Genomic DNA, 24,592 nt, shown 5'->3' with positions numbered 1-24,592 from the left:
TAAAGGGCATTGATTTTGGACTGGTTCGGCACTCTGAACGAAGTGATCAATCTGCGATCCTTCTCCAATTTGTGGTATTGGATCGTGCTGGCGGTCATGTGGTCCACGGCCAGTTTCTGGGTCATGGGCGTGCCTTATGACATTGTCCAGCGCGCCGCGTCGCAGCAGGGGCAAGCCGAAATCGACCTTCAGGATATTGTCCGCGTCAATGCGAACCGCCTTGTCTATATCGCGGATGTCTCGGGGATCGGGATCGTCGCCTTCGGCACGTTCTTTTTGACGTTTCTGGGGCTGAGCGGCTTCGCCTACGGGTTCCAACTGGCGCAGGCGATCTTTCTGCTGCTCTTTCCGCTGTCGATCGTCGGATTTCTGAGCCTGCGTCTGGCCCGTCGCCTGCAAGCTCAGGCGATGACGGGGCCTGGCTTGCGCAAGGCCCTGATGCGGCACCGGCTCATGACACAGGTGATCGGGATGATCTCGATCTTCGTCACCGCGCTTTGGGGCATGTATCAGAACCTCGCCCATATGATGCCCGAACATCTTATCAGACCGCTTGGATAATCGCCTGCCATGACAGATCAGTTACGCCTTACCGTTGGCGGTGCACCCGAAGGATTTGACGCAAGGCTGATCCTCAAGGAGATCGAGCGCCGCGGGGCGCCCGTTATCCATGTGGCGCGCGACGACAAGCGGTTGGCGGCGATGCAGGCGGCCTTGCGGTTCTTTGCACCCGAGATGCCGGTCATCACCTTTCCCGCGTGGGATTGTCTGCCTTATGACCGCGTCAGCCCGAATGCCGATATCTCGGCCACCCGAATGGCGACTCTGGCCGGGTTGGTGCACGGGATGCCGGACCGGTTCGTCCTGCTGACAACGATCAGTGCGGCCATGCAGCGGTTGCCTGCGCGCGACGTGCTGCGCGAGGCGGCGTTCTCTGCCCGCGTGGGGGGGCGGCTTGATGAAGCTGCGTTGCGCAACTTTCTGGTTCGCATGGGTTTCTCGCAAGCGCCGACGGTGATGGAGCCGGGTGATTACGCGATCCGCGGCGGGATCATCGACATCTATCCGCCCGGCGAAGGTGGCCCGGTGCGGCTGGATCTGTTCGGCGATGTGCTGGACGGGGCACGACGCTTTGATGCGGCGACCCAGCGCACCACCGAAAAGCTGGATCTTGTCGAGCTTGCCCCCGTGTCCGAAGTCATTCTGGACGAGGCCGCGATTACCCGGTTCCGGCAGAATTACCGGATCGAATTCGGCGCGGCAGGCACCGATGATCCGCTTTACGAGGCCGTGAGCGCAGGGCGCAAACATGCCGGAATCGAACATTGGCTGCCGTTCTTCCATGACCGGCTGGAGACGATCTTCGACTATCTGCCGCAAGCGACCGTCACGCAGGACGATCAGGTCACGCCCACGCGACTGGCCCGCTGGGACAGTATCGCTGATCAATACGAGACGCGGCGGCTGGCCATGACCCAGAAGGGGCGGATGGATACTGTTTACAAACCCGTGCCGCCGGGACTTCTGTATCTGGACGATGCCGCGTGGGAGGCGGCGACGGCGCAGACCCGTGTGATGCAGTTCAACCCGCTGGCGCAGGCCACGGGACCGGGGGTGATCGACGCAGGCGGGCGGATCGGGCGCACATTCGCGCCTGAGCGCCAGCAGGAAAACCTAAGCCTTTTTGCGGCTTTGGCCACCCATGTGAAGGCGCGGATGGAAAAGGGGCCGGTGCTGATCGCGTCCTTCTCGGAAGGGGCGCGCGAGCGACTGGACGGGTTGATCAGCGATGAGGGTCTGATCGGCTCGGTTCATGTTGGCGATGCGCGGGGGATCGGCAAGCATGGCCTGCATCTGGCGGCCTGGCCATTGGATCAGGGGTTCGAGGCCGATGGCCTGACCGTGATCAGCGAACAGGACGTTCTGGGCGACCGTTTGATCCGCGCGCCCAAGAAACGCCGCAAGGCCGAAAACTTCCTGACCGAGGCTCAAAGCCTCTCTCCCGGCGATCTGGTGGTGCATGTGGATCACGGCGTGGGCCGCTATCTGGGGCTTGAGGTGGTCACGGCACTGGGGGCGGCGCACGAATGCCTGACGCTGGAATATGCCGAAGGATCAAAGCTTTACCTGCCGGTCGAGAATATCGAACTGCTTAGCAAGTTTGGCCATGAAGAGGGGCTTCTGGACAAACTGGGCGGCGGCGCGTGGCAGGCCAAGAAAGCGCGGCTGAAGGAACGCATCCGCGAGATGGCCGAACGCCTGATCCGCGTGGCGGCCGAGCGTGCCCTGCGATCCGCCCCCGTGCTGGAGCCGCAGCACCACGCGTGGGAAGCGTTCAGCGCGCGCTTTCCGTACATGGAGACCGACGATCAGTTGCGCGCGATCGAGGATGTTCTGGCCGATCTGGGGTCAGGCAATCCGATGGATCGGCTGATCTGCGGTGATGTGGGATTCGGCAAGACCGAAGTCGCGATGCGCGCGGCCTTTGTGGCGGCGATGTCCGGCGTGCAGGTAGCGGTGATCGCACCCACGACCCTGCTGGCGCGGCAGCATTTCAAAAGCTTTGCCGAGCGATTCCGGGGCTTTCCCCTTGAGGTGCGGGCCTTGTCCCGCTTCGTCAGCGCCAAGGATGCGCAGGCGACCCGTGACGGGATCGCGCGCGGCACGGTGGATATCGTGGTGGGCACGCATGCCCTTCTGGCCAAGGGCGTCAGCTTCAAGAACCTTGGTCTGCTGATCATTGACGAGGAACAGCATTTCGGTGTGGGCCATAAAGAGCGGCTCAAGCAGTTGCGCAGTGATATCCATGTGTTGACGCTGACGGCGACACCCATTCCGCGCACGTTGCAGCTGTCGCTGTCCGGTGTGCGGGACCTCTCGATCATCGGCACGCCGCCGGTAGACCGGTTGTCGATCCGCACCTATGTGTCGGAATTCGACACGGTCACGATTCGCGAGGCATTGCTGCGCGAACATTATCGCGGCGGGCAGAGTTTCTTTGTCGTGCCCCGGATCAGCGACCTGCCCGAAATCGAGGATTTCCTGAAAACGCAGGTGCCCGAGGTGTCCTATGTGGTGGCGCATGGGCAGATGGCGGCGGGCGAACTCGATGACCGCATGAACGCCTTCTATGACGGCAAGTATGATGTGTTGCTGGCCACGACCATTGTCGAGTCGGGTCTGGACATCCCTACGGCCAATACGATGGTCATCCACCGCGCGGATATGTTCGGCCTCAGCCAGCTCTATCAGATCCGGGGACGCGTGGGGCGGTCCAAGACCCGCGCCTATGCCTATCTGACAACGAAACCGCGTGGCAAGCTGACCCCTGCCGCCGAGAAGCGCCTGCGGGTGCTGGGTAGCCTTGATACGCTGGGCGCGGGCTTCACGCTGGCCAGTCAGGATCTGGACATTCGCGGCGCGGGTAACCTGCTGGGCGAGGAGCAGTCGGGCCAGATGCGCGATGTGGGATATGAGCTTTACCAGCAGATGCTGGAGGATGCGATTGCCAAGATCAAGTCAGGCGAATTGGAGGGGCTGTCCGATCAGGATGGACAATGGGCGCCGTCCATCAATCTTGGTGTGCCGGTTCTGATCCCCGAGGATTATGTGCCCGATCTGGACGTGCGTCTGGGATTGTACCGTCGTCTCAGCAACTTGCATACCAAAGTTGAACTTGAAGGCTTCGCCGCCGAGTTGATCGACCGCTTCGGGCCCTTGCCGCGTGAGGTGAACACGCTGCTGCTGATCGTTCGGATCAAGGAGATGTGCAAGAAGGCCGGGATCGCGCGTCTGGATGGCGGGCCGAAAGGCGCGACGATCCAGTTTCACAATGACAAATTCGCCAGCCCGCAGGGCTTGGTCGAGTTTATTACCGACCAAAAGGGGCTGGCCAAGGTGCGCGACAACAAGATCATCGTGCAGCGCGACTGGACTCAGGAGAAAGAGAAAATCCGCGGGGCCTTCGCCATCGCCAAAGAACTGGCCGAGAAAGTTGTGGCAGAGAAGAAGCGCAAGGCAGGGGCATCGTAATCTTGATGTTTTGCATCAATATCACGTATCAAGCCTTTGTTTAAATGCCAAAAAAAGCCCGTATGCGCGGATTGATCCAGTCCCACAATCCGGGGGCGCCATGGGCGATCTTGTGGCCCACGCGATCAACCAGCATATCGTAGCTGACGTCATAGTCCGTCCAGCTTCCGCCGCCTGCGACAAGGTTCTGGTTCGGGGGCTGGAACCGGTCCAGCGATTTCGCAAAGCGGGCGTCGGGGGTTTGGTTCGCCTCGAATTCATCCCAGAGCGCGCGCAGATCTGCGGCCTGATCGGCGGGCAGCAGGCCGAAGATACGATCGGCGGCAGCGGATTCGGCCAGCTCCAGGGCAGCTTTGTCATGGTTGCCGTAAACCGGAGCATCGCCAGCGTCGATCTCGACCAGATCATGGATCAGCAGCATCCGGATCACGCGGTCGATTTTGACGCCCGCGGGTGCTTGTTCCGCCAGAACAAGGGCATAGAGGGCGATGTGCCAGCTGTGCTCTCCGGAATTCTCGGGTCTTGATCCGTCACAGAGCGGCGTGGCGCGGTTCACCGACTTGAGGCGGCAGGCCTCGTTCAGAAAGGCCATCTGCGCATCCAGCCGCGCGGTCATTGCGGGGTGTCGGCCTTGCGGTCGGCCATGGCTTTCCTGAGCCGCTCGGTCAGCAGTTTGCGCGCCCGCGCCTCAGCGGTGCGGACGCGGATCGAGGTCATGAACGCATCCTGAGTCACGCTGGACGAGGTGCCCAGCGTCTTGGCGATTGCGTCGATCAGCGTGTCGTCGCCGGTCTTTTCGACGGCTTCCAGCACGTCGCGGGCCAGGGCGTCAGCCAGATCCTCGGTCACGCCCATGGGATCACCGCGAACTTTCCGTGAGGCGGCGCTTCACATAGTCCGAAACCGAACCGATCATCTGTTCCATCTGTCCGGGACCGTCAAAGAAATGGCCGGCCCCTTCGATCTGCTCGTGGGTGATGGTGATGCCGCGCTGTTCATGCAACTTGCTGACAAGGCTGGTCGTATCGGCGGGTGGTGCGACGCGGTCGGCGGTGCCGTTGATCACCAGACCCGAGGCCGGGCAGGGCGCAAGGAACGAAAAGTCATACATATTCGCGGGCGGTGCCACCGAGATGAACCCCGTGATCTCGGGGCGGCGCATCAGAAGCTGCATCCCGATCCAGGCCCCGAAGGAAAAGCCCGCAACCCAGCAATGCTTGGAATTGTTGTTCATGGACTGCAGGTAATCCAGCGCCGAGGCGGCGTCCGACAGTTCGCCGATACCCTGATCATACTCACCCTGGCTGCGTCCGACACCGCGGAAATTGAACCGCAGCACGGTGAAGCCCATGTTGTAGAAGGCGTAATGCAGATTGTAGACGACCTTGTTGTTCATCGTCCCGCCGAACTGCGGGTGGGGATGAAGCACGATGGCGATGGGGGCGTCACGTTCCTTCTGCGGGTGATACCGGCCTTCGAGCCGGCCTTCGGGGCCGGGAAATATAACCTCGGGCATGGTGGGTTCATGTCTCCTGCATGGGTGCGGCAATTAATCTTGACGAATTTGCTCAAGCACCTTAGAACGTTTCTAAATCCGACTGCCTCAATTCGACTGCGCGGCCGGACCGGGTGCAAGCGAGATAAGCCCTGCACCCCGTCACGTCAATGTGTTCACGAAGGCAAGCCAATGAAACTTAGCACCAAAGGCCGTTATGCCATGGTCGCGCTGGCCGATATCGCGTTGCAGCCGCAGGGCGCGTTGGTCACGCTGGGCGAGATTTCGAAGCGGCAGGACATCTCTTTGCCCTATCTCGAGCAGCTTTTCGTGAAGCTGCGCCGCGAAGGTTTGGTCGAGTCCGTGCGAGGACCGGGCGGTGGCTATCGTCTTTCGCGTCCTGCCAGCGAGATCCGGGTGGTCGAGGTTCTGGGCGCTGTGGATGAGACCGTCGACGCCATGCATCGGGGCGAGGGGGCCAGCGGGGCCGTGTCCGGCTCGCGGGCCCAGTCGGTGACGAACCGCCTGTGGGAGGGCCTGAGCGCCCATGTCTATGTCTATCTGCATCAGACTCGCCTGTCGGATGTGGTGCGCAACGATCTGGCACCCTGTCCGGCGGTGCCGTCGTTGTTCTCCATGCCTGTGGTGGATGAGGCGTAAGGCGGATTTGAGTATTTTTGGAACGATGAAGGACTGAAGTTTGCGCGCCTATCTGGATCATAACGCGACGACCCCGCTGCGCCCCGAGGCGCGGGTGGCGATGTTGCGTGCGATGGATGTGGTGGGCAATCCGTCATCCGTGCATGCCGAAGGGCGCGCGGCCAAGTCGCTGGTCGAGGCGGCGCGCGCGCAGGTGGCGGCGGCCTTGGGGGCGGATGGGGCGGATGTGATCTTCACCTCGGGCGCGACCGAGGCGGCGGCACTCGCCTTGGCGGGGCGCGGCTTGCAAGGGGCCGAGATCGAGCATGAGGCGGTGGCGGCCTGGGTCGCGACCGATCTGGCGGTGGATCGTTCGGGTCTGGTGACGGTGAGCGATCCCGCGCGATCGACGCTGCAACTGGCCAATTCGGAAACCGGTGTGATCCAGAGCTTGCCTGAAGGATTGGCCGTGTCGGACATGACCCAAGGGTTCGGCAAGCTGCCGCTGGCCTTCAACTGGACGGGTGTCACCATGGCGCTGGTCTCGGCGCATAAGCTGGGTGGTCCCAAGGGCATTGGTGCGCTGGTGATCCGGCGGGGCACGGACCTTGCCGCACAGTTGCGCGGTGGCGGTCAGGAACAGGGACGGCGCGCCGGGACCGAGAACATCATCGGCATCGCCGGGTTCGGGGCCGCGGCCGAGGCGGCCGCGCGTGATCTGGCCGATGGAGTCTGGGCGCGGGTTGCGGAACTTAGAAATATTCTAGAAAAGGCCATTGAGGCCGGAGCGCCCGATACTATTTTCCCAGGTAGGGATGTGGATCGATTGCCGAACACCTCTTGCATCGCGACATCCGGCTGGAAGGGCGAGACGCAGGTGATGCAGATGGATCTGGCAGGGTTTGCCGTCTCGGCGGGATCGGCCTGTTCCAGCGGCAAGGTCCGCGCCAGCCGCGTGTTGCGCGCGATGGGATATGACGACGATGTGGCCGGGGGCGCGATCCGCGTCTCGCTGTCGCCACAGACGACCGAAGACGAGGTGCTGCGCTTTGCCGAGACCTGGCTGGCGAAGCGCCACAAATTCAGCGCCCGTGCGGCGTGACCGACCGAATGACGAGACGCGAACAGGAGTAAGGCCATGACCACGTTGAAAGAAGAGATCCGCGAAGGCGTCGACCGCGAGACGGTCGAGGCCGTGCGCGAGGTGGGCAGCACCTACAAGCATGGCTGGAATACCGAGATCGAGATGGAATTCGCCCCCAAGGGCGTGAACCCCGATATCGTGCGCCTGATCAGCACCAAGAACGAGGAACCCGAATGGATGACCGAATGGCGTCTGTCGGCCTTCCAGCGCTGGGAACAGATGGAGGAGCCGACATGGGCCATGGTCAGCTATCCCAAGATCGACTTTCAGGACATCTATTACTATGCCCGCCCGACCAGCATGATCGACAAGCCCAAGTCGCTGGATGATGTCGATCCCAAGCTGCTGGAAACCTACAAGAAGTTGGGGATTCCGCTGCAAGAGCAGATGATCCTTGCGGGCGTCGAAGGGGCCGAGGATTACAAGCCCGAGGGACGCAAGGTTGCCGTGGATGCGGTGTTTGATTCCGTGTCGCTGGGGACCACTTTCCAGAAGGATCTGGAAAAGGCAGGGGTCATCTTCTGCTCGATCTCCGAGGCGATCCGCAATCATCCGGAACTGGTGAAGAAATATCTGGGGTCGGTCGTCCCGCCCTCGGACAATTTCTATGCCACGCTGAATTCGGCCGTGTTTTCCGATGGCTCCTTCGTCTATGTGCCGCCGGGCGTGCGCTGCCCGATGGAGTTGAGCACCTATTTCCGCATCAATGCGGAGAATACCGGCCAGTTCGAGCGGACCCTGATCATTGCCGACAAGGGTAGCTACGTGTCCTACCTGGAAGGTTGCACCGCGCCCAAGCGCGACACGGCGCAGCTTCATGCGGCGGTGGTCGAGATCATCATCGAGGAAGATGCCGAGGTGAAGTATTCCACCGTCCAGAACTGGTATCCGGGCGATGAGGAAGGCCGTGGTGGCATCTACAACTTTGTCACCAAGCGCGCCGATTGCCGGGGCGACCGGGCCAAGGTGATGTGGACGCAGGTGGAAACCGGATCGGCTGTGACGTGGAAATATCCCTCCTGCATTCTGCGCGGCGATGACAGCCAAGGCGAGTTCTATTCCATCGCCATCGCCAACAACATGCAGCAGGCCGATACCGGCACCAAGATGGTGCATCTGGGCAAGAACACGAAGTCGCGCATCGTCTCGAAAGGGATCAGCGCGGGGCGGGCGCAGAATACGTATCGTGGCCTTGTGTCCATGCACCCCAAGGCACAGAACGGGCGGAACTACACCCAGTGTGACAGCCTGCTGATCGGCGACAAATGCGGCGCGCATACCGTGCCTTATATCGAGGTGCGCAATAATACCGCGCGGGTCGAGCATGAGGCGACCACGTCCAAGGTGGATGACGATCAGCTGTTCTATTGCCGGTCGCGCGGGATGGACGAGGAAGAGGCGGTGGCGCTGGTCGTCAACGGTTTCTGCCGCGAAGTGTTGCAGGCGCTGCCGATGGAGTTCGCCATGGAAGCGCAGCAACTGGTTGCCATCTCTCTGGAAGGCAGCGTCGGCTGAGGCCGGGGGCTGCGGCCCTGCGCGTGGGACAAGGCTATGGCTGTGGCGGGAAAATCCCTGATCGCGATGCTGGGGGCGCGGCTTGATCTGGCCGCCCCTCTGGCCATTGTCGATGTCGGGGCCAACCCACTGGGAAGGCCGATCTACAAGCCTTTGTTGAGCAAGGGTCTGTGTCATGTTTGGGGGTTCGAGCCCAATCCCGATGCTTTTGCACAACTGGCAGGCTCGGAACATGCGACCTGGCTGCCATTGGCCCTGGGCGCGGGCGGGCCTGCCACGCTGCATGTCTATCCTTCGTCCGAGATGTCCTCTCTCTATCCGCTGAGTGAGGCGGCGATTGGCTATCTTGGGCATTTCCGCCGCCATCTGGGACAGGATCAAAAGGTCAGCATCGTGACGCATCGTCTTGATGACATTGCGGATATCGCACGGATCGACTTGCTGAAGGTTGATGCGCAAGGCGCGGAATGTGATGTGATCGACGGCGGTCGGACCAAGCTGGCGCAGGCGGTCATGGTGATTGCCGAAATGCGGTTCCATCGCCTCTATGATGGCGAGCCGATGCTGCATGATCTGGACCGCATCTTGCGCGCGCAGGGGTTCGTGCTGCACCGGTTTCTGCATCAGAAGTCCCGCATGCTGCATCACAGCCAGAAGGCGCGTGTCAATGCAAAGGCCCTGTCCAGCCAGCTGATCGACGGGGATGCGGTCTATATCCGCAGCCTCGAGGATCGCGAAGCTTGGTCGGATGCACAATTGCGCGCCCTGGCACTTTTGGCGGCGACCATCGGCAGTCATGACCTGGCCTTGCTGGCGATTGACACGCTGGTCGCGCGCGGCCTGACGCGCAAGACGCTGCCGGGGGCCTATGTCGATCACCTGCCGCAGGAGTTGCGCGCATGACCGTGGCCCATGTCGCACCGATTCTGATGCTGGCGGTCTCGAATGTTTTCATGACCTTCGCCTGGTATGGTCATCTGAAATTCCCGACCGCGCCGCTTTTCGCGGTGATCCTGATCAGCTGGGGGATCGCGTTGTTCGAATACACCTTGGCAGTGCCCGCCAACCGGATGGGGCATCAGGTGTATTCAGCGGCCCAGCTGAAAACCATACAGGAGGTGATCACCCTGATCGTCTTCGTCGGATTCTCGGTGTTCTGGTTGAAGGAAACGATCAGCTGGACCACGGCGGCAGGTTTCGGCTTCATCGCGCTGGGTGCGGCGCTTGTGTTCAGAGGATAGGAAATGATCGTCACGACAACCAATAGCATCGAAGGTCATCGCATCACCGACTATCGCGGCATCGTGGTGGGCGAGGCGATCATGGGCGCCAATGTGGTGCGCGACATCTTTGCCGGGATCACCGATATTATTGGCGGCCGTTCAGGGGCTTACGAGTCGAAGCTTCAGGACGCCCGCGATACGGCCCTGCGGGAGTTGCAGCAGAAGGCCGCGTTGGCCGGCGCCAATGCCGTGGTCGGTGTCGATCTGGACTATGAAGTGGTTGGACAGTCGATGCTGATGGTCAGCGCCTCGGGAACGGCGGTGGTGGTGCAGCGCCTATGAACTCGACCGCCGCTCTGATCCGTCCGGAACTGACCCTGCCCGAGGCCGAGGCCGCGGCACTTGGCGCGGCCTACGCCGCGGCAAGCACGATCCTTGAATATGGGTCGGGCGGGTCCACGGTGATGGCGGCGGAACTGGGGAAGCGTGTGACATCGGTCGAGAGCGACAAGGCCTGGGCACAGATGATGCGCGACTGGTTCGCGGCCCATCCGCCTGCGGGTCAGGTGGACATCGTCTGGTCCGATATCGGGCCAACCAAGGAATGGGGACACCCGATTGATGACAGCGGCTGGAAGGGGTTTGCCCGCTATCCGCTTGCAGTCTGGGACCTGCCGGGTTTTACCCATCCCGATGTGGTTCTGGTGGATGGCCGGTTCCGGATGGGCTGCGCTCTGGCCACGGCGTTCCGGATCGTCCGGCCTGTCACGCTGTATTACGACGACTATGCCAATCGCCCGCGCCATCACCAGATCGAGACGTTTCTGGGCGCGCCGGCCGCGATCATGGGCCGCATGGCCCGCTTTGAGATCAACCCGATGCCTGTGCCGGCCAACCGGCTGCTGCAGGTGTTCAATCTGATGACACGGCCCTGAGGGCCGTCTGGATCAGGACAATACGGAAAGGAATAAAGATGCTGGAAATCAAGAATCTGCACGTCAAACTTGAAGCCGAGGACAAGGCGATCCTCAAGGGCGTGGACCTTGTGATCGAACCGGGCACCGTGCATGCGATCATGGGTCCTAACGGATCGGGCAAATCCACCCTGTCCTATGTCCTGTCCGGGCGTGACGGCTATGCGGTGACGGATGGCAGCGCCACGCTGGAAGGCGAGGATATTCTTGACATGGAGCCCGAAGAGCGCGCGGCAGCGGGTCTGTTCCTGGCCTTTCAGTATCCGGTCGAAATTCCAGGTGTGGGCAACATGACCTTCCTGCGCACCGCCGTGAACGCGCAACGCAAGGCCCGCGGGCAAGAGGAGATGAGCGCTGCCGAGTTCCTCAAGGTGATCCGCGAGAAGGCCAAGACCCTGCAGATTGACGCGGATATGTTGAAGCGCCCCGTTAACGTGGGTTTCTCGGGCGGTGAGAAGAAGCGCAACGAGATCCTGCAGATGGCCATGCTGGAACCCAAGATGTGCATTCTGGACGAGACCGATTCAGGTCTGGACGTGGATGCGATGAAACTGGTGTCCGATGGTGTGAACGCGCTGCGCGATGCTGGGCGGTCATTCCTTGTCATCACGCATTATCAACGGCTTCTGGACCATATCAAACCCGATGTGGTGCATATCATGGCCGATGGCCGCATCATCAAGTCGGGCGGTCCCGAACTGGCGCTTGAAGTAGAGCAGAACGGTTATGCCGATCTGCTGGCCGAAGCGGAGGCGGTGTGATGGCACGGGCGGAACTGAAGCAGGAGGCGACAGAGGCACGGATCGCGACACTCGATCTGCCGGCTGGTGGAAAGTGGGCGACTTCGGTGCGCACGGACGCGCTCGCCCGGTTGCGCGCGATGGGCTTGCCCGCGCGGCGTGACGAATACTGGCGCTATACCCGACCCGAAACGCTGACGCAGGCCGAGGCCCCGGCCGCAGCCCTGTTCGACAGCAAGGAACCGCAGGTTTTCGAAAGCGTCGATCGTCTGCGCGTCGTCTTTGTCGATGGCGTTTTCGATCCGGCCGCAAGCGATGACCTCACCCTCGCAGGGGTCGAGATCGAGCGGCTTGAAACCGCGGCCAAGGCCGATATCCATTGGGCCAAGGACCTTTACGGTGTGCTTGAGGCGCGCGGGCAAAAGCCGGTGGACCGTCCGTTGGCGGCCTTCAACAGCGCCTATGCGACCGATGGTGTCCTGATCCGCGTCACTGGTGCGGCGTCCAAGCCGATCAGCCTGATTTATACCCATAAATCCGAAACATCGGATGCGATTCTGCATCATGTCGTGAAACTTGAGAAGGGGGCCGAGTTGACCCTTCTGGAGAATGGACCGGCGGCGGCACGCTTCAACAAGGTATTGGAGGTCGAGGTGGCAGACGGTGCCCGCTTCCACCATATCCGCGCGCAGGGGCGGGATCACGAACGGCGGGCCGCGACGCATATTTTCGCGCGTCTGGGGGCTGAAAGCCAGTTCAAGTCCTTCACGCTCACGGTGAATGGCGTGTTGACCCGCAACGAGGCGGTGATCGAGATGACAGGCGACGACGCGGTGGCCCATATCGCGGGTGCCGCGATGGGAGACGGGGCCTTCCATCATGACGATACCGTCTTTGTGACCCATGATGCGCTGCGCTGCGAAAGCCGTCAGGTTTTCAAGAAAGTGCTGCGCAACGGGGCTGTCGGCGTGTTCCAGGGCAAGATTCTGGTCAAGGAGGGCGCGCAGAAGACCGATGGCTATCAGATCAGCCAGTCGCTTCTTCTGGACGGTGACAGCCAGTTCCTCGCCAAGCCCGAACTTGAGATCTATGCCGATGACGTGGCCTGCTCGCATGGCTCGACCTCGGGGGCGATCGATATGGACGCGCTGTATTACCTGCGCTCGCGCGGGGTGCCCAAGAAGGAGGCGACCGATCTTCTTGTGTTGTCCTTCCTGGCCGAAGCGGTCGAAGAGATCGAGGACGAAGGTCTGCGTGACGAGATCGTCAGCCGCTTGACCGGCTGGCTCGCCCGCAGGGGCGGCTGATGCCGGTCACGACCGATATTGCCGCGACATACCGGGGACCCGGCCGCGTCGTGGCCCGGCTTCTGTCGGCTGGCCAGCGCGAGGATCGCGCGCTGGTCATGCTGCTCGGTGGCTGTCTTGTCATGTTCGTGGCCCAGTGGCCGCGACTGGCGCGACAGTCCTATCTGGCGGGTGAGGATCTTCAATTGCTGATGGCGGGGTCACTGTTCGGCGTGGTCTTCATTCTTCCGCTTGTTCTTTATACGGTGGCTCTGCTCAGCCATGGTCTGATCCGGCTGTTTGGGGGCCGGAGCACTGGATTTGGTGCACGACTGGCCTTGTTCTGGGCCTTGTTGGCAGCAAGTCCCGTGATGTTGCTCTGGGGGTTGGTGGCAGGTTTCATCGGTGAAGGGCTTGAGTTGAATTTGACCGGGGTGCTGTGGTTTGCCACGTTCCTGTGGTTCTGGATGGCGGGTCTGCGACAGGCCGGCTGGGGAGAGAGACCCGATGCAAGTGAATGACCTTCCAACTCTTGCCATGGACACGCTGCGTGACCCGCGCGCGACGGCCGAGCGGCTGATTGCGATGGATCTCGGCCTGCCGACACTCTGGACGGCGCTTGCACTGGGGGCGGTGCTGAATGCGCTGATGTTCAGCGTGAATTTGATGCTCTTTCCCACGACTTTCCCGCTGCCCGGTCTGTTTTCCAACCCGGTGCTCTATGCCGTGGCCATGGCAGGGGGCATGGTGATCACCATGCATCTGCTGACTTGGGTGGGGGGCATGATGGGCGGGCAGGGTCGGCTGGCGGATGTGACGGTCGTGATGGTCTGGCTGCAATATCTGCGGCTGGCAGCGCAGGCCGTGCTTCTGGTGCTGACCATGCTGATGCCGGCGTTGGCCCTGATGGCGACTTTGGTCGTGGCCGCGTACAGCCTTTGGCTGCTGGTGAATTTTCTGGATGTGGCGCATCGTCTCGGATCGCTGGGAAAAAGCGTTCTGGTGCTTGTCTTCTCGGTCGTGGGCGTCACCATCGGCCTGTCTTTCCTGATGATGCTGATCGGCGTCCCCGCAACCGAAGCGAGTTGAACCCATGTATGATGTCGAAAAGATCCGCGCCGATTTCCCGATCCTGTCCCGGCAGGTGAACGGCAAGCCGCTGGTCTATCTGGACAATGGGGCCTCGGCGCAGAAGCCGCAGGTTGTGATCGACGCGATCACCCATGCCTATTCCCATGAATATGCGAATGTTCACAGGGGCTTGCACTATCTGTCCAATCTGGCCACCGACAATTACGAACGCGTGCGCGGAATCATCGCCCGCTTTCTGGGGGCCGGTTCCGAGGACGAGATCATTTTCAACTCGGGCACGACCGAGGGGATCAACATGGTCGCTTATGGTTGGGCCATGCCCCGGATGCAGGCAGGGGATGAGATCATCCTGTCCATCATGGAACATCACGCCAATATCGTGCCATGGCATTTCCTGCGCGAAAGGCAAGGCGTGGTCATCAAATGGGTCGATGTGGATGCGACTGGTGCGCTGGACCCGCAGGCCGTGCTGGACGCCATCACCCCGCGCACCAAGCTGATTGCGGTGACGCATGTGTCCAACGTGCTGGGTACGGTGGTGGATGTGAAGGCGATCTGCGATGGCGCGCGCGCGCAGGGTGTGCCCGTGCTGGTGGATGGGTCACAGGCGGCTGTGCACATGCCCGTCAACGTGCAGGATATCGGCTGTGATTTCTACGCCATCACAGGTCACAAACTCTATGGTCCGTCCGGATCGGGTGCGATCTATGTCCGCCACGACCGCATGGCCGAGATGCGCCCTTTCATCGGTGGCGGTGACATGATCCGCGAGGTCACGCGCGAGAAAGTCACCTATAACGACCCGCCCATGAAGTTCGAGGCGGGGACGCCCGGCATCGTGCAGACCATCGGACTGGGGGTCGCTCTGGAATACATGATGGGCCTGGGGATGGGAAATATCGCCGCCCATGAACGCGCCTTGCGCGACTATGCGCGCACGCGCCTTGACGGTCTGAACTGGATTTCGGTGCAGGGCACCACGGCGGACAAGGCAGCGATCTTTTCGTTCACGATGGATGGGGCAGCGCATGCCCATGATATTTCGACCATCCTTGACAAGAAGGGGGTCGCGGTGCGTGCAGGCCAGCATTGCGCGGGGCCTTTGATGGAGCATCTGGGCGTCAACGCCACCTGCCGCGCATCTTTCGGGCTGTACAACACCGAAGCCGAGGTCGATGTGCTGATCGACGCGCTGGAACTGGCGCATGAGCTTTTCGCCTGACACGGGCCAGGGCCCACGCCAAATAGCGGTTGCGGGGACGCGTGCTTTGTCCTATTCCACCCGCAGATGCACCCGTAGCTCAGCTGGATAGAGCGCTGCCCTCCGAAGGCAGAGGCCACAGGTTCGAATCCTGTCGGGTGCACCATACTTTATTTCGCATATTTTTCCATATGTCTGCTGCGCGTGACCTGTGCGTTTGTGGTGCGCGTTTGCAGTGGTAATTCCGCGATGCTCTATGGCGCGGCGCTCGGACCGAGCCTTCACATCGGGCCAGAGATCGTCGAGCGCCAGATAACGGCCGTCATCCTCGCGGCCCCACCATTCGGACGACACCGCCCGTTCTGCTCAACCCGGCTCACATCCACCGATCCGCCACCAGCCCGCGCCTGTGCGACCGGATCCAGAACTTCCACAACGCCCATCGGCTATCTCCCGTGACAGGCGGCGGGAGCCACTCTCCCAGCCCTCAACCCGTCACTGGGAGACCAGCACTCCTCTCACTCTGATGCTGCCAGCAGCGAGCACTACTCCTGATCGAGGCTAAAGACGGTCGGTTGATCGCCTATTAACTCATTGGCAATACGAACCATCCCGCGGGTCGGCGGGAGGTTCCATGCAGCACGATTTACGGGAATATCTTCGCCACGGCGGTAACGGGCAGTACGTCGTCGCACGACAGAACCGGGCTGTTTTACGGCTATCGCGCGGGCTTTTCCATCAAGTCGCTTTTCCCCGGTTGTGCCGGCCTGCGGGCAGATTTCACTGACCAACTGGACCGCGCGATCACCGGCAACTCCCCGATGCTTCTGAATGCGCTGACGCAACTGGACGCTGTGCCACGGGTGACCGAAGCCGACTTGCGCGACGTTTCGGATGCGAAGGAGGAGGTGCTGCGGCGTTGGGATGCTCGTCTGACGACCATCTTCGAAGAATACCAGACCCACCCGCAACGTTTGCGCCCGCTGCGGGCGGCTATGGAAGGACGAAAGCTGCTTCTGGACGGAGATGTGTTGATCTCCCTCCAGCTGAAACAATAACTTAGCCGACTACAGAAGCGGCAGGGCCGTTCCCGGCGATGATTTCGCAGCCCCAGGTACTCAACCAAATTCCTGCCACAGTAACCTACCGTTTCAAGACAAGTTGCCAGTTCTCGTCTTCTGCCGTGACAGCGCACCAGTTTCCCCCAAGCCCACACTTCTCCTCAAGGCCATTTGAAGGGCCTGTCCGACCCTATCGGAGTTCAGGTCGGGCACGATCCCGGCGGACTCTTGCACGCGCGGGATGAATTGCTGTGTGTGGGGGGCTTCCTTGGGTTGACAGGGTCGGTGCAGCCTCCCTAACGTAACCGCATAGCGAAATGAAATTCCGCAACTTTGGACCAAGACTGGGGATGCCCAGCGCCGAAGTCGCAGGGAGGGAAGGGATTTCGCCGTAAAAAAAGGGAGGACTTCATGAAACCGATTCTCGCCGCCGTCGCGGCTTTTTCTCTGTCTGCCGGTCTGGCCGGGGCTCAGAGCTTTGAATTGCCAAGTCAATTGTCGTGGACGGCCTACGATACGGGCTCTGCTGGCTATAACCAGGCGGTGGCCGTCGGGGCCGCGCTTCAGGACGCTGCGGGCATAAACCTGCGCGTCCTGCCGGGCAAGAACGATGTCTCGCGCACCGAACCGCTGCGTCAAGGGCGCGTGCAGTTTTCGGCAACCGGTGTCGGCGGCAGCTTCATGGCCCAAGAGGGCGCCTTTGACTTCGGGGCCGAGAACTGGGGGCCGCAGCCGGTCCGTGTCCTTTTGGCCAATAACGGAGGCGCGATCAATCTGGCCGTTGGCGTCGCCGGTGATCTGGGGATCGAGACCTATGCCGATCTGAAGGGCAAGCGCGTGGCCTATATCGTGGGTGCGCCTGCGCTGAACGTGAATACCGAGGCCTATCTGGCCTATGGTGGCCTGACGTGGGATGATGTGACGCGCGTCGATTTCGGCGGCTTCGGTGCCAGTTGGACCGGGCTGATCGAAGGGCAGGTTGATGCCGCCTTCGCGGCAACCAACTCGGGCAATGCCTATGAAGCCGCCGCTGGCCCGCGCGGTCTGTTCTGGCCACCGATCGATCCCGACAACAAGGAAGGTCTGGCCGCGATGCAAGAGATCGCGCCGTTCTTCCTGCCCAATAAGGCCCGTGTGGGTGCCAATATCGACGGCACCGATGGGTATCAGGGCGCCGGCTATCCTTACCCTGTGCTTGTCGCCACGGACGAAACCGACACCGATCTGGTCTACAACATGACCAAGGCGATGGTGGAACTGTTCCCCGCCTATGACGGCAAGGCTCCCGGCATCGGTGGCTGGGCGCTGGACAAGCAGGAAATGGAATGGGTGGTGCCCTACCATGAGGGAACGATCCAGTATTTCAAGGAAGTGGGCGTCTGGACGGATGAGGCGCAGGCCAATAACGACCGGCTGATCGAACGTCAGGCCGTGCTCAAGGCCGCCTGGGATGCGCTCAAGGCCGAGGCCCCCGCTGATTGGGAGGCCGCATGGGGTGAGGCGCGCCGCAAGGCGTTGGCGGATAACGGCTTCGAAGTCGTGTTCTAAGATCCTCGCACAAGGGCGACCCGGCTGGCATCTCGCATGGCCGGGTCGTTGCTGCGACGCCGTTTCCATTTCCGTCAGACCATCCGCGCCATCAGGCCAGTGCCTGAGCCGTGCCGGACCTGTCGCCTGCACCAGACCAAGGACATCCCATGAGCGCCGAGAAACCTTCCGTCACCGATGGTGAAAAAACCACCTTCGAGCAGGTCGAGATCGACGGGTCCACCCCGGCTGAACGGATTGGCGGGCTGGCGCGCTGGGTGGTGATCGGCGGCACATTGGCGGGTTTGGTTCTGGTGGTGAATCAACTTTTTAACCTGCAGGCGCTTGGGATCGTGCTGATCGACGGGCGCTATCTCTATCTGCTGGGCGGGCTGTTTCTGGCGCTGAGTTTCCTGATTTTCCAGATGCGCGGTGGCAAGGGCGGGGTGCCGTCGCTGCTGGACTGGACACTTTTTGCGGTGACGCTTGGCTGCACCGCCTATCTGGGGCAGACAGCACAACAGAACCTGTCACAGGGCTGGGAATATGCGGCACCCACCACGGCGCAATATGTGGCGGTCGCGTTCTTCTTTCTGACGCTCGAGGCGACGCGGCGAGCAGGCGGGTTGGTCCTGTTCGTGATCGTGACCCTTTTCGCCTTCTATCCGACGTTTGCAGGCCATATGCCGGACCCGTTCACCGGCTTCCAGAGCAGCTTTCTGCAAACCGTGCCCTATCACATCTATTCATCCGAAAGCAGTTTCGGCATCCCGATGAAGGCCTTCGGTGGGGTGGTGATCGGCTTCATCCTGTTCGGCGCGGTGCTGCAACGCACGGGCGGCGGGCAGTTTTTCAACGATCTGGCATTGGGACTGGTGGGCGGTTATCGCGGCGGGGCGGCGAAAGTCTCGATCTTCGCCAGCGGTTTCATGGGGTCCATGTCGGGCTCGGTCATCTCGAACGTACTCACCACGGGCGCGGTGTCCATCCCGGCCATGCGCAAGACCGGATTTTCCGCCAAGACCGCCGCCGCGACCGAGGCTTGCGCCTCGACCGGCGGGGTGCTGATGCCGCCGATCATGGGGGCCACGGCCTTTGTGATGGCGTCTTTCCTGTCGCGCCCTTATGTCGATATCGCGCTGGCGGCGGCCATTCCCAGCCTGCTGTTCTACTGGGGCTTGTTCACCCAGATCGACGCCTATTCAGCCCGGCGCGGCCTGCGGGGATTGCCCAAGGTTGAGTTGCCCGTTCTGCGCGATGTGATGAAGGAGGGCTGGCCCTATATCTTCGTCTTCGCGCTTCTGCTTTTCATGATGATTGGCCTGCGGCGGGAAACATCGGCCCCGTTCTACGCCACGGCGCTGCTTCTGGTGGTCAATCAGTTCCGCGCCAGCCACCGGCTTGATTTGCAACGCCTGTCCAACATGATCGTCGGCGTCGGCATGGGGCTGGCGGAACTGACCGCAATCCTGCTGGGTGTCGGCCTGATCGTGGGGTCCTTCTCGGCCACGGGGCTGGCGGGCACACTGGTGAACGAACTGGTCTTCATCGCAGGCGACAACACGCTGGTGCTGGTGCTGATGGGCGCGGTGACGGCCTTCATCTTCGGGATGGGGATGACAGTGACGGCCTGCTATATCTTCCTTGCCGTCGTTCTGGCCCCGGCGCTTGAGGCGGGCGGCTTGAACCAGCTCGCCGTGCATCTTTTCATCCTTTACTGGGGGATGGTCAGCTTCATCACGCCGCCCGTGGCGCTGGGGGCCTTCGCCGCCTCGACCATGGCGGGATCGAACCCGATCGCCACGGGATTCGAGGCGATGCGGCTGGGCGGTGTCATCTATATCATGCCCTTCTTCTTCGTGCTGAACCCCGCACTCGTGGGCCAAGCCCCGGCTTGGGAGGTGGCGGTGGCGCTGTCTTGCGCGATGGTGGGCGTTCTGATGATCTCAGCCTCACTGCAAGGCTATGTCAGCCTTGTCGGGCCGATCCGGGGGGCTATGGCGCTGCCGCTGCGCGTGATGCTGTTCTTCGGCGGTGTGCTGATCGCCAAGCCCAAAACGGAACTGCTGGCCCTGTCCTATGGCGCATCCTTCCTGCTGGGGCTGGCGATTTGTGCGCTGCCCTTGTGGGTGGCGTGGCGGGCACGGCTTGCAGAGCCGCGCGTAGCCTGACACGATCCCGGCAGAACACCGACCGCAGAACCGGAAGACCCCGATGATCCCGATCAACCCGCCCTCATCCGGCACGCCCCCGGTGCGCAGCATTGTGGAGCAGATCCGCGACAATGCCCGCGCACATCCCGACAAGCTGGCTTTGGTCTGCGGGACGACGCGCCTGACATGGGCGGCGTTTGACGCAAGGGTCAATCGTGTCGCAAACCTTCTGCTGGGGCAGGGGATGCAGAAAGGGGACCGCATCGCGATCCTGTCGCCCAACTCGGCCGATTACGCGGTGCTTTTCATGGGTATCCTGCGGGCGGGCGGCTGCGTGACGCCGCTGTCCTCCATGGCCTCGTCCGAGGCGTTGCATAAGATGCTGGTGGATTGCGCGGCCCGTGCGATCTTCGTAGCAAGGCCCTATGATGATCTGGTGGCCGGGTTCCTGCCCGACATGCCGATCACCCGGTACGCGATGGACTTCACCGATCCGGCCTATCTGCCCATGGATGATGCGCTGTTCCAGGCATCCACCGATGACCCGATGGTGCCGATTGACCTGATGGATGCGTTCAACCTGATCTATTCCTCGGGCACAACGGGCACGCCCAAGGGGATATTGCATGATCACTGGATGCGCGCGGCGCAGATGGACCGCGTCACGCCGAATGGCTATGACGACAACGCCCGCACGCTGATTTCGACGCCGCTCTATTCCAATACCACCATCGTGTCGTTCATCCCGACGCTCTTCGGCGGATCGACCGTGCACTTGATGCCAAAGTTCGATGCGCGCGACTATCTGGGCATCGTTCAGGCGGAACGGATCACCCATACGATGCTGGTGCCCGTGCAATACAAGCGCATCATGGAAGTGCCGGATTTCGACCGCTTCGATCTGTCTTCCATGCGTGTGAAATTCTCGACCTCAGCGCCGCTGCGCGCGGATGTGAAGGCCGATGTTCTGGCGCGCTTTCCCGGCAAGCTGATCGAGTATTACGGCTCGACCGAAGGCGGCGGGGTGACCGTGCTGGTCGCGGATGAACACCCCGACAAGTTGCACACCGTGGGTAAGCTGGCCGCCGGCAATGACATCCGCCTGATCGACGCGGACGGGCACGAGGTGCCGCAGGGGCAGGTGGGCGAGATCTGCGGGCGCGGCCCTACGATGATGGCGGGCTATTTCGGACGCGACGACCTGACAAGCGACTTCATTTGGCGCAATGAGGCGGGCGAAGTCTATTTCCGCTCGGGCGATATGGGCCATTTCGATGCCGATGGGTTCCTGATCCTGTCCGACCGGAAGAAGGACATGATCATCTCGGGCGGAATGAACATCTATGCCAATGATCTGGAGCTGGTGCTGCTGGCCGACCCTGATGTGACCGATGCCGCCGTGATCGGCGTGCCTTCGGATTCATGGGGCGAGACTCCCTATGGGTTGATCGTGCTGCGCAAGGGTGCGACACGGACCCTTGAAGATATCCGCGCCGCCGCCAATGACCGCTTGGGCAAAAGCCAGCGCCTGTCGGGGCTTGAGGCGCGGGAGTCGCTGCCGCGTTCAACCATCGGCAAGATCCTGAAACGCGAATTGCGCGCGCCCTTCTGGGCGAACGTGCGGACCTGAACGGAAAGGCAAGACATGACCGACAAGACCAATCCCGCCATGAACGGTGCCGAGAGCCTTGTTCATACGCTGCTGGCCTCTGGGGTGGATACCTGCTTTTCCAACCCCGGCACATCCGAGATGCATTTCGTTGCCGCGCTCGACCATATCCCCGGCATGCGCTCTGTTCTGACCTTGCAAGAAGGGGTGGCTACCGGGGCGGCGGATGGCTACTACCGGATGGCGGGCAAGACCGCCTGCACGCTGCTGCATCTGGGGCCGGGGCTGGCCAATGGTCTGTCGAACCTTCACAACGCAAAGAAGGCAGGGTCAGGCGTGCTGAACATCATCGGCGAACATGCTGAAAGCCATATCGCGCTGGATGCGCCACTGACCTCCGATATTCAGGGGATCGCCCGGCCTGTCTCGCATTGGGTGCACACGTCCAAAGATGCCGCCAGCCTTGGCCATGATGCGGCACAGGCGGTGCAGGCCGCCAATACCGCGCCGGGGCAGGTGGCGGCCTTGATCCTGCCCTCCGACACGGCATGGACCGAAGGTGGAGTTGTGGCCGATCCCTTGCCCGCGACACCGCGCCCAGATTTCGACCGGGATCAGCTTGAGGCAGCGATTGCAGCACTGTCTGGTCCGGACAGCCTGCTGCTGCTGGGAGGGGCCGCTTTGACCGAGGCCAATCTTGACCTTGCCGGACGCATCAGCGCCGCTACGGGCTGCGCGCTTTTGTCGGAATGGGCCAATGCGCGGATGGATCGCGGGGCAGGGCGGGTCAGTGTCGCGCGCGTGCCCTATCCCATTGATATCGCGCTCAAGGTGCTGGCCCCTTACAAGCGGATCGTGCTGGTCGGGGCGCGCGCGCCCATCGGATTCTTCGCCTATCCGGGCAAGCCCGCCATCCTGACCGCCGAGGGCGCGCAGATCATCACATTGGCCGACACCGGGGCCGATCTTGCAGCCGCCCTGACCGCGCTTTGCGACGGGGCTGGCGCTGCGGAGACCGCACCCGCCCATGTGGCCCAAGCAAGTGTGCCCGACCGCCCCAACGGACCGCTTGATCCCGACAATATAGCGCTGATCCTTGGCCGTGCGATCCCGCAGGATGCGGTGATCGTGGATGAATCCGTGACAACGGGGCGCGGCTTCTTCAAAGCCACGCAGGGGGCGCCGCGGCATGTCTGGCTGAACAATTGCGGCGGGTCCATCGGTTATGGCTTGCCCGTCGCTATCGGGGCGGCGATTGCCGCGCCGGACCGAAAGATCATGGCTCTGACCGGGGACGGGTCGGCCATGTATACGCTGCAAGCCCTCTGGACCATGGCGCGCGAGAACCTCGACATCACGGTGGTGATCTTCGCCAACCGCAGCTACCGCATCCTGCGGGGCGAGCTGACCAATGTGGGCGTCGGCAATCCCGGCCCGCGCGCCATCGACATGCTGTCGCTGGACCGGCCCAATCTGGACTGGGTGCAGATGTCACGCGGCATGGGGGTCGAGGCCGAAGCCGTCACCGATTGCGCGGGTCTCGAAGCCGCCCTGGAAGCCGGTCTGGCCAGCTCCGGCCCCTATCTGATCGAGGCGATTTTCTGAGGCGTTCTTGCCTCAAAAGAGACAAGGCGCGCAATATTTTTAAAATATCAAACAAAAACAGAGGCTTGCTCAGTATTGCGACATCAAATTAGTCGTTCATGGCGCAACCGGGTTGACCCGTGTCTCGGAATCATTTTTAACCTTTAGTTGTAGTAAATAGTAACTGGAGGGTAATCAGTTGTACCACAAAACTTTTCTGTCATTTCTGGCAATCGCGACCTTGTCTGCCTGCGGCGGCAGTTCCACAGGCTCCGCATCTTTCGAAACGTCCGAGCAAGCGTTTGACGAGCGTTTGGCCAATGCCCAAGCTTTGGTCGACAAATACGAAGATGCAAGTGCGACGATCGATATGCCGACAAGCGGAACAGCTTCATACACTGGCTTCGCAGCATTCGCTGAAACCGAAGATTTCGAAGAAGAAGACGTTTTCGCAATCGCTGACGTATCGATGACTGCGAATTTCACCGCGACCGGAGGGTCCATCAGTGGAAGCATGACAAATTTTCTGGCTTTCCCAGAAGATAACGGCGCGGTTGAGTCCATTGGTGGATCGCTTGCGATTGCAAATGCGAACTTCACTGGAAGCACGTTTTCAACAACTGTTTCAGGCACCCTAACGGATCCGGAAGGCTCGGTAACTTTTACCGGCAATATGACCGGGCAGTTCGTCGGTTCCGCTGGGGGCGCCATTAAAGCCGGTCTTGAAATGCTTGATACTGAAGATAATTACAACTTCTACGGCGGAATAATAGCAGAGAAAAATTGACCTCGGTCTTAGCTGGAAAAGCCGACCAAGGCTTTTCCAGCCCAAACAACTTTTTTAGCCTAGTCGCTTAGTTTAGCATGCGTTCTGGTAGGTGAGTATTTGTGTCTAGTATCAAACGCTTTGCCAGTATAGCAATTTTCGTTGCACTTCTACCTTTAGCCCTGTTCACCAATTTGGCACCCGTTGTCGCACAGCCAGGCTTTGTTGACCCAATGCCACGCTGGGCCTTGGCAGGCGCTTTCGGTACTCCCCGTCTATACCTCAAATCTTTGCTAACCGATCGCCCACGTGGCGCTGGACAGGCGGTTATGCGTACCGCCTCATCTCTCGCCCTTGGTCGGAATGTGAAATACGGCCAACCAAGCTTCTCGTTCGGGCTGCGACCTTTGCTGGTTTATGACAACAATAGGCTCTGTTGCACAAATCGGCTGATCGCCGAAGTTCCCCTTTCCCTGGACAGACTTATCCCACGGTCTCTGTGACGGGTATGCCGAGTGCGGTGTAGCCGTTCAGGATGGCGATGCGGACCT

General features: G+C 61.4%; 24 protein-coding genes and 1 tRNA gene. 21 read left to right on the top strand and 4 right to left on the bottom strand.

Translation table 11 applies throughout. The annotated features are described in order from the left end of the window. Nucleotides 1–15: 15 nt before the first annotated feature. Both PVW27_RS15995 and mfd read left to right on the top strand, forming a co-directional pair. Nucleotides 16–561, top strand: a complete 546-nt coding sequence (locus PVW27_RS15995; protein WP_274559455.1) for a component of SufBCD complex — start codon at nucleotides 16–18, stop codon at nucleotides 559–561. Between the two features lie 9 nt (nucleotides 562–570). Beyond that, the gene (gene mfd / locus PVW27_RS15990) at nucleotides 571–4,032 is read left to right on the top strand and encodes a transcription-repair coupling factor (RefSeq protein WP_274559453.1); all 3,462 of its coding nucleotides are present in this window, start codon (nucleotides 571–573) and stop codon (nucleotides 4,030–4,032) included. Nucleotides 4,033–4,072: 40 nt separating this feature from the next. On the opposite strand, the gene PVW27_RS15985 is transcribed toward mfd, so the two are convergent. From PVW27_RS15985 to PVW27_RS15975, 3 genes are read right to left on the bottom strand one after another with little or no spacing between them, the layout of a single operon-like run. Continuing rightward, a complete protein-coding gene (locus tag PVW27_RS15985) occupies nucleotides 4,073–4,648 on the bottom strand; it encodes an HD domain-containing protein (RefSeq protein ID WP_274559452.1) in 576 nt (191 codons plus the stop codon). Next, on the bottom strand, nucleotides 4,645–4,887 hold the full coding sequence (locus PVW27_RS15980; RefSeq protein ID WP_274559450.1) for a hypothetical protein: 243 nt from the start codon (nucleotides 4,885–4,887) through the stop codon (nucleotides 4,645–4,647). The genes PVW27_RS15985 and PVW27_RS15980 overlap by 4 nt, the downstream gene beginning before the upstream one ends. A 4-nt stretch (nucleotides 4,888–4,891) precedes the next feature. After that, nucleotides 4,892–5,548 (bottom strand): alpha/beta hydrolase, encoded by a 657-nt coding sequence (locus PVW27_RS15975; RefSeq protein WP_274559448.1) that lies wholly within the window; start codon nucleotides 5,546–5,548, stop codon nucleotides 4,892–4,894. 171 nt (nucleotides 5,549–5,719) lie between these two features. On the opposite strand from PVW27_RS15975, the gene PVW27_RS15970 reads away from it, so the two are divergent. The 13 genes from PVW27_RS15970 (at nucleotide 5,720) to PVW27_RS15910 (ending at nucleotide 15,507) form a co-directional block, all read left to right on the top strand. Next, complete coding sequence (locus PVW27_RS15970) at nucleotides 5,720–6,187, top strand: Rrf2 family transcriptional regulator (protein WP_274559447.1); 468 nt, start codon at nucleotides 5,720–5,722, stop codon at nucleotides 6,185–6,187. 40 nt (nucleotides 6,188–6,227) lie between these two features. Then, entirely contained in the window at nucleotides 6,228–7,268 is a 1,041-nt protein-coding gene (locus tag PVW27_RS15965) for a cysteine desulfurase family protein (protein WP_274559445.1), read from the top strand. A gap of 36 nt (nucleotides 7,269–7,304) precedes the next feature. Then, nucleotides 7,305–8,825: a Fe-S cluster assembly protein SufB gene (gene sufB / locus PVW27_RS15960; protein ID WP_274559444.1), complete on the top strand. Its 1,521-nt coding sequence runs from the start codon at nucleotides 7,305–7,307 to the stop codon at nucleotides 8,823–8,825. Between the two features lie 36 nt (nucleotides 8,826–8,861). Beyond that, nucleotides 8,862–9,728, top strand: a complete 867-nt coding sequence (locus PVW27_RS15955) for an FkbM family methyltransferase (protein WP_274559443.1) — start codon at nucleotides 8,862–8,864, stop codon at nucleotides 9,726–9,728. Continuing rightward, the gene (locus PVW27_RS15950; RefSeq protein WP_274559441.1) at nucleotides 9,725–10,066 is read left to right on the top strand and encodes a DMT family protein; all 342 of its coding nucleotides are present in this window, start codon (nucleotides 9,725–9,727) and stop codon (nucleotides 10,064–10,066) included. Before PVW27_RS15955 ends, PVW27_RS15950 begins: the two co-directional genes overlap by 4 nt. Nucleotides 10,067–10,069: 3 nt before the next feature. Continuing rightward, entirely contained in the window at nucleotides 10,070–10,390 is a 321-nt protein-coding gene (locus tag PVW27_RS15945) for a heavy metal-binding domain-containing protein (protein WP_274559440.1), read from the top strand. Continuing rightward, nucleotides 10,387–10,983, top strand: coding sequence for a hypothetical protein (locus PVW27_RS15940; RefSeq protein ID WP_274559438.1), 597 nt, complete (start codon nucleotides 10,387–10,389; stop codon nucleotides 10,981–10,983). Before PVW27_RS15945 ends, PVW27_RS15940 begins: the two co-directional genes overlap by 4 nt. Nucleotides 10,984–11,021: 38 nt before the next feature. Beyond that, nucleotides 11,022–11,783, top strand: a complete 762-nt coding sequence (sufC, locus tag PVW27_RS15935; RefSeq protein ID WP_274559436.1) for a Fe-S cluster assembly ATPase SufC — start codon at nucleotides 11,022–11,024, stop codon at nucleotides 11,781–11,783. Beyond that, nucleotides 11,783–13,069 (top strand): Fe-S cluster assembly protein SufD, encoded by a 1,287-nt coding sequence (sufD, locus tag PVW27_RS15930; protein WP_274559434.1) that lies wholly within the window; start codon nucleotides 11,783–11,785, stop codon nucleotides 13,067–13,069. The genes sufC and sufD overlap by 1 nt, the downstream gene beginning before the upstream one ends. Next, on the top strand, nucleotides 13,069–13,569 hold the full coding sequence (locus PVW27_RS15925) for a YIP1 family protein (protein WP_274559432.1): 501 nt from the start codon (nucleotides 13,069–13,071) through the stop codon (nucleotides 13,567–13,569). The genes sufD and PVW27_RS15925 overlap by 1 nt, the downstream gene beginning before the upstream one ends. After that, a complete protein-coding gene (locus PVW27_RS15920) occupies nucleotides 13,556–14,137 on the top strand; it encodes a YIP1 family protein (protein WP_274559431.1) in 582 nt (193 codons plus the stop codon). Before PVW27_RS15925 ends, PVW27_RS15920 begins: the two co-directional genes overlap by 14 nt. 4 nt (nucleotides 14,138–14,141) lie before the next feature. Beyond that, entirely contained in the window at nucleotides 14,142–15,362 is a 1,221-nt protein-coding gene (locus tag PVW27_RS15915; protein ID WP_274559429.1) for a cysteine desulfurase, read from the top strand. 68 nt (nucleotides 15,363–15,430) lie between these two features. Beyond that, nucleotides 15,431–15,507 (top strand) — tRNA-Arg (locus PVW27_RS15910). A gap of 115 nt (nucleotides 15,508–15,622) precedes the next feature. Here the strand turns inward: PVW27_RS15910 and PVW27_RS15905 are convergent. Further along, a complete protein-coding gene (locus tag PVW27_RS15905) occupies nucleotides 15,623–15,784 on the bottom strand; it encodes a hypothetical protein (RefSeq protein ID WP_274559427.1) in 162 nt (53 codons plus the stop codon). 378 nt (nucleotides 15,785–16,162) lie between these two features. Between PVW27_RS15905 and PVW27_RS15900 the strand changes: the two genes are divergently transcribed. The 6 genes from PVW27_RS15900 to PVW27_RS15875 all read left to right on the top strand — a co-directional run bounded on the left by PVW27_RS15900 (nucleotide 16,163) and on the right by PVW27_RS15875 (nucleotide 24,062). Beyond that, nucleotides 16,163–16,399 (top strand): hypothetical protein, encoded by a 237-nt coding sequence (locus tag PVW27_RS15900; protein WP_274559425.1) that lies wholly within the window; start codon nucleotides 16,163–16,165, stop codon nucleotides 16,397–16,399. A gap of 414 nt (nucleotides 16,400–16,813) precedes the next feature. Continuing rightward, nucleotides 16,814–17,950, top strand: a complete 1,137-nt coding sequence (locus PVW27_RS15895; RefSeq protein WP_274559423.1) for a TAXI family TRAP transporter solute-binding subunit — start codon at nucleotides 16,814–16,816, stop codon at nucleotides 17,948–17,950. 149 nt (nucleotides 17,951–18,099) lie between these two features. After that, nucleotides 18,100–20,100, top strand: coding sequence for a TRAP transporter permease (locus PVW27_RS15890; RefSeq protein WP_274559421.1), 2,001 nt, complete (start codon nucleotides 18,100–18,102; stop codon nucleotides 20,098–20,100). 43 nt (nucleotides 20,101–20,143) lie between these two features. Next, a complete protein-coding gene (locus tag PVW27_RS15885) occupies nucleotides 20,144–21,712 on the top strand; it encodes a class I adenylate-forming enzyme family protein (protein WP_274559420.1) in 1,569 nt (522 codons plus the stop codon). Between the two features lie 15 nt (nucleotides 21,713–21,727). Continuing rightward, the gene (locus PVW27_RS15880; RefSeq protein ID WP_274559418.1) at nucleotides 21,728–23,296 is read left to right on the top strand and encodes an acetolactate synthase large subunit; all 1,569 of its coding nucleotides are present in this window, start codon (nucleotides 21,728–21,730) and stop codon (nucleotides 23,294–23,296) included. A 178-nt stretch (nucleotides 23,297–23,474) separates the two neighbouring features. Then, nucleotides 23,475–24,062, top strand: a complete 588-nt coding sequence (locus tag PVW27_RS15875; RefSeq protein WP_274559416.1) for a hypothetical protein — start codon at nucleotides 23,475–23,477, stop codon at nucleotides 24,060–24,062. Nucleotides 24,063–24,592: the final 530 nt, after the last annotated feature.

This window comes from Seohaeicola sp. 4SK31 (assembly GCF_028802875.1).
Taxonomy (GTDB): Bacteria; Pseudomonadota; Alphaproteobacteria; order Rhodobacterales; family Rhodobacteraceae; genus Seohaeicola.
Note: the sequence above shows the minus strand (reverse complement) of the source record. Positions and strands in the feature narration are given on the sequence as shown.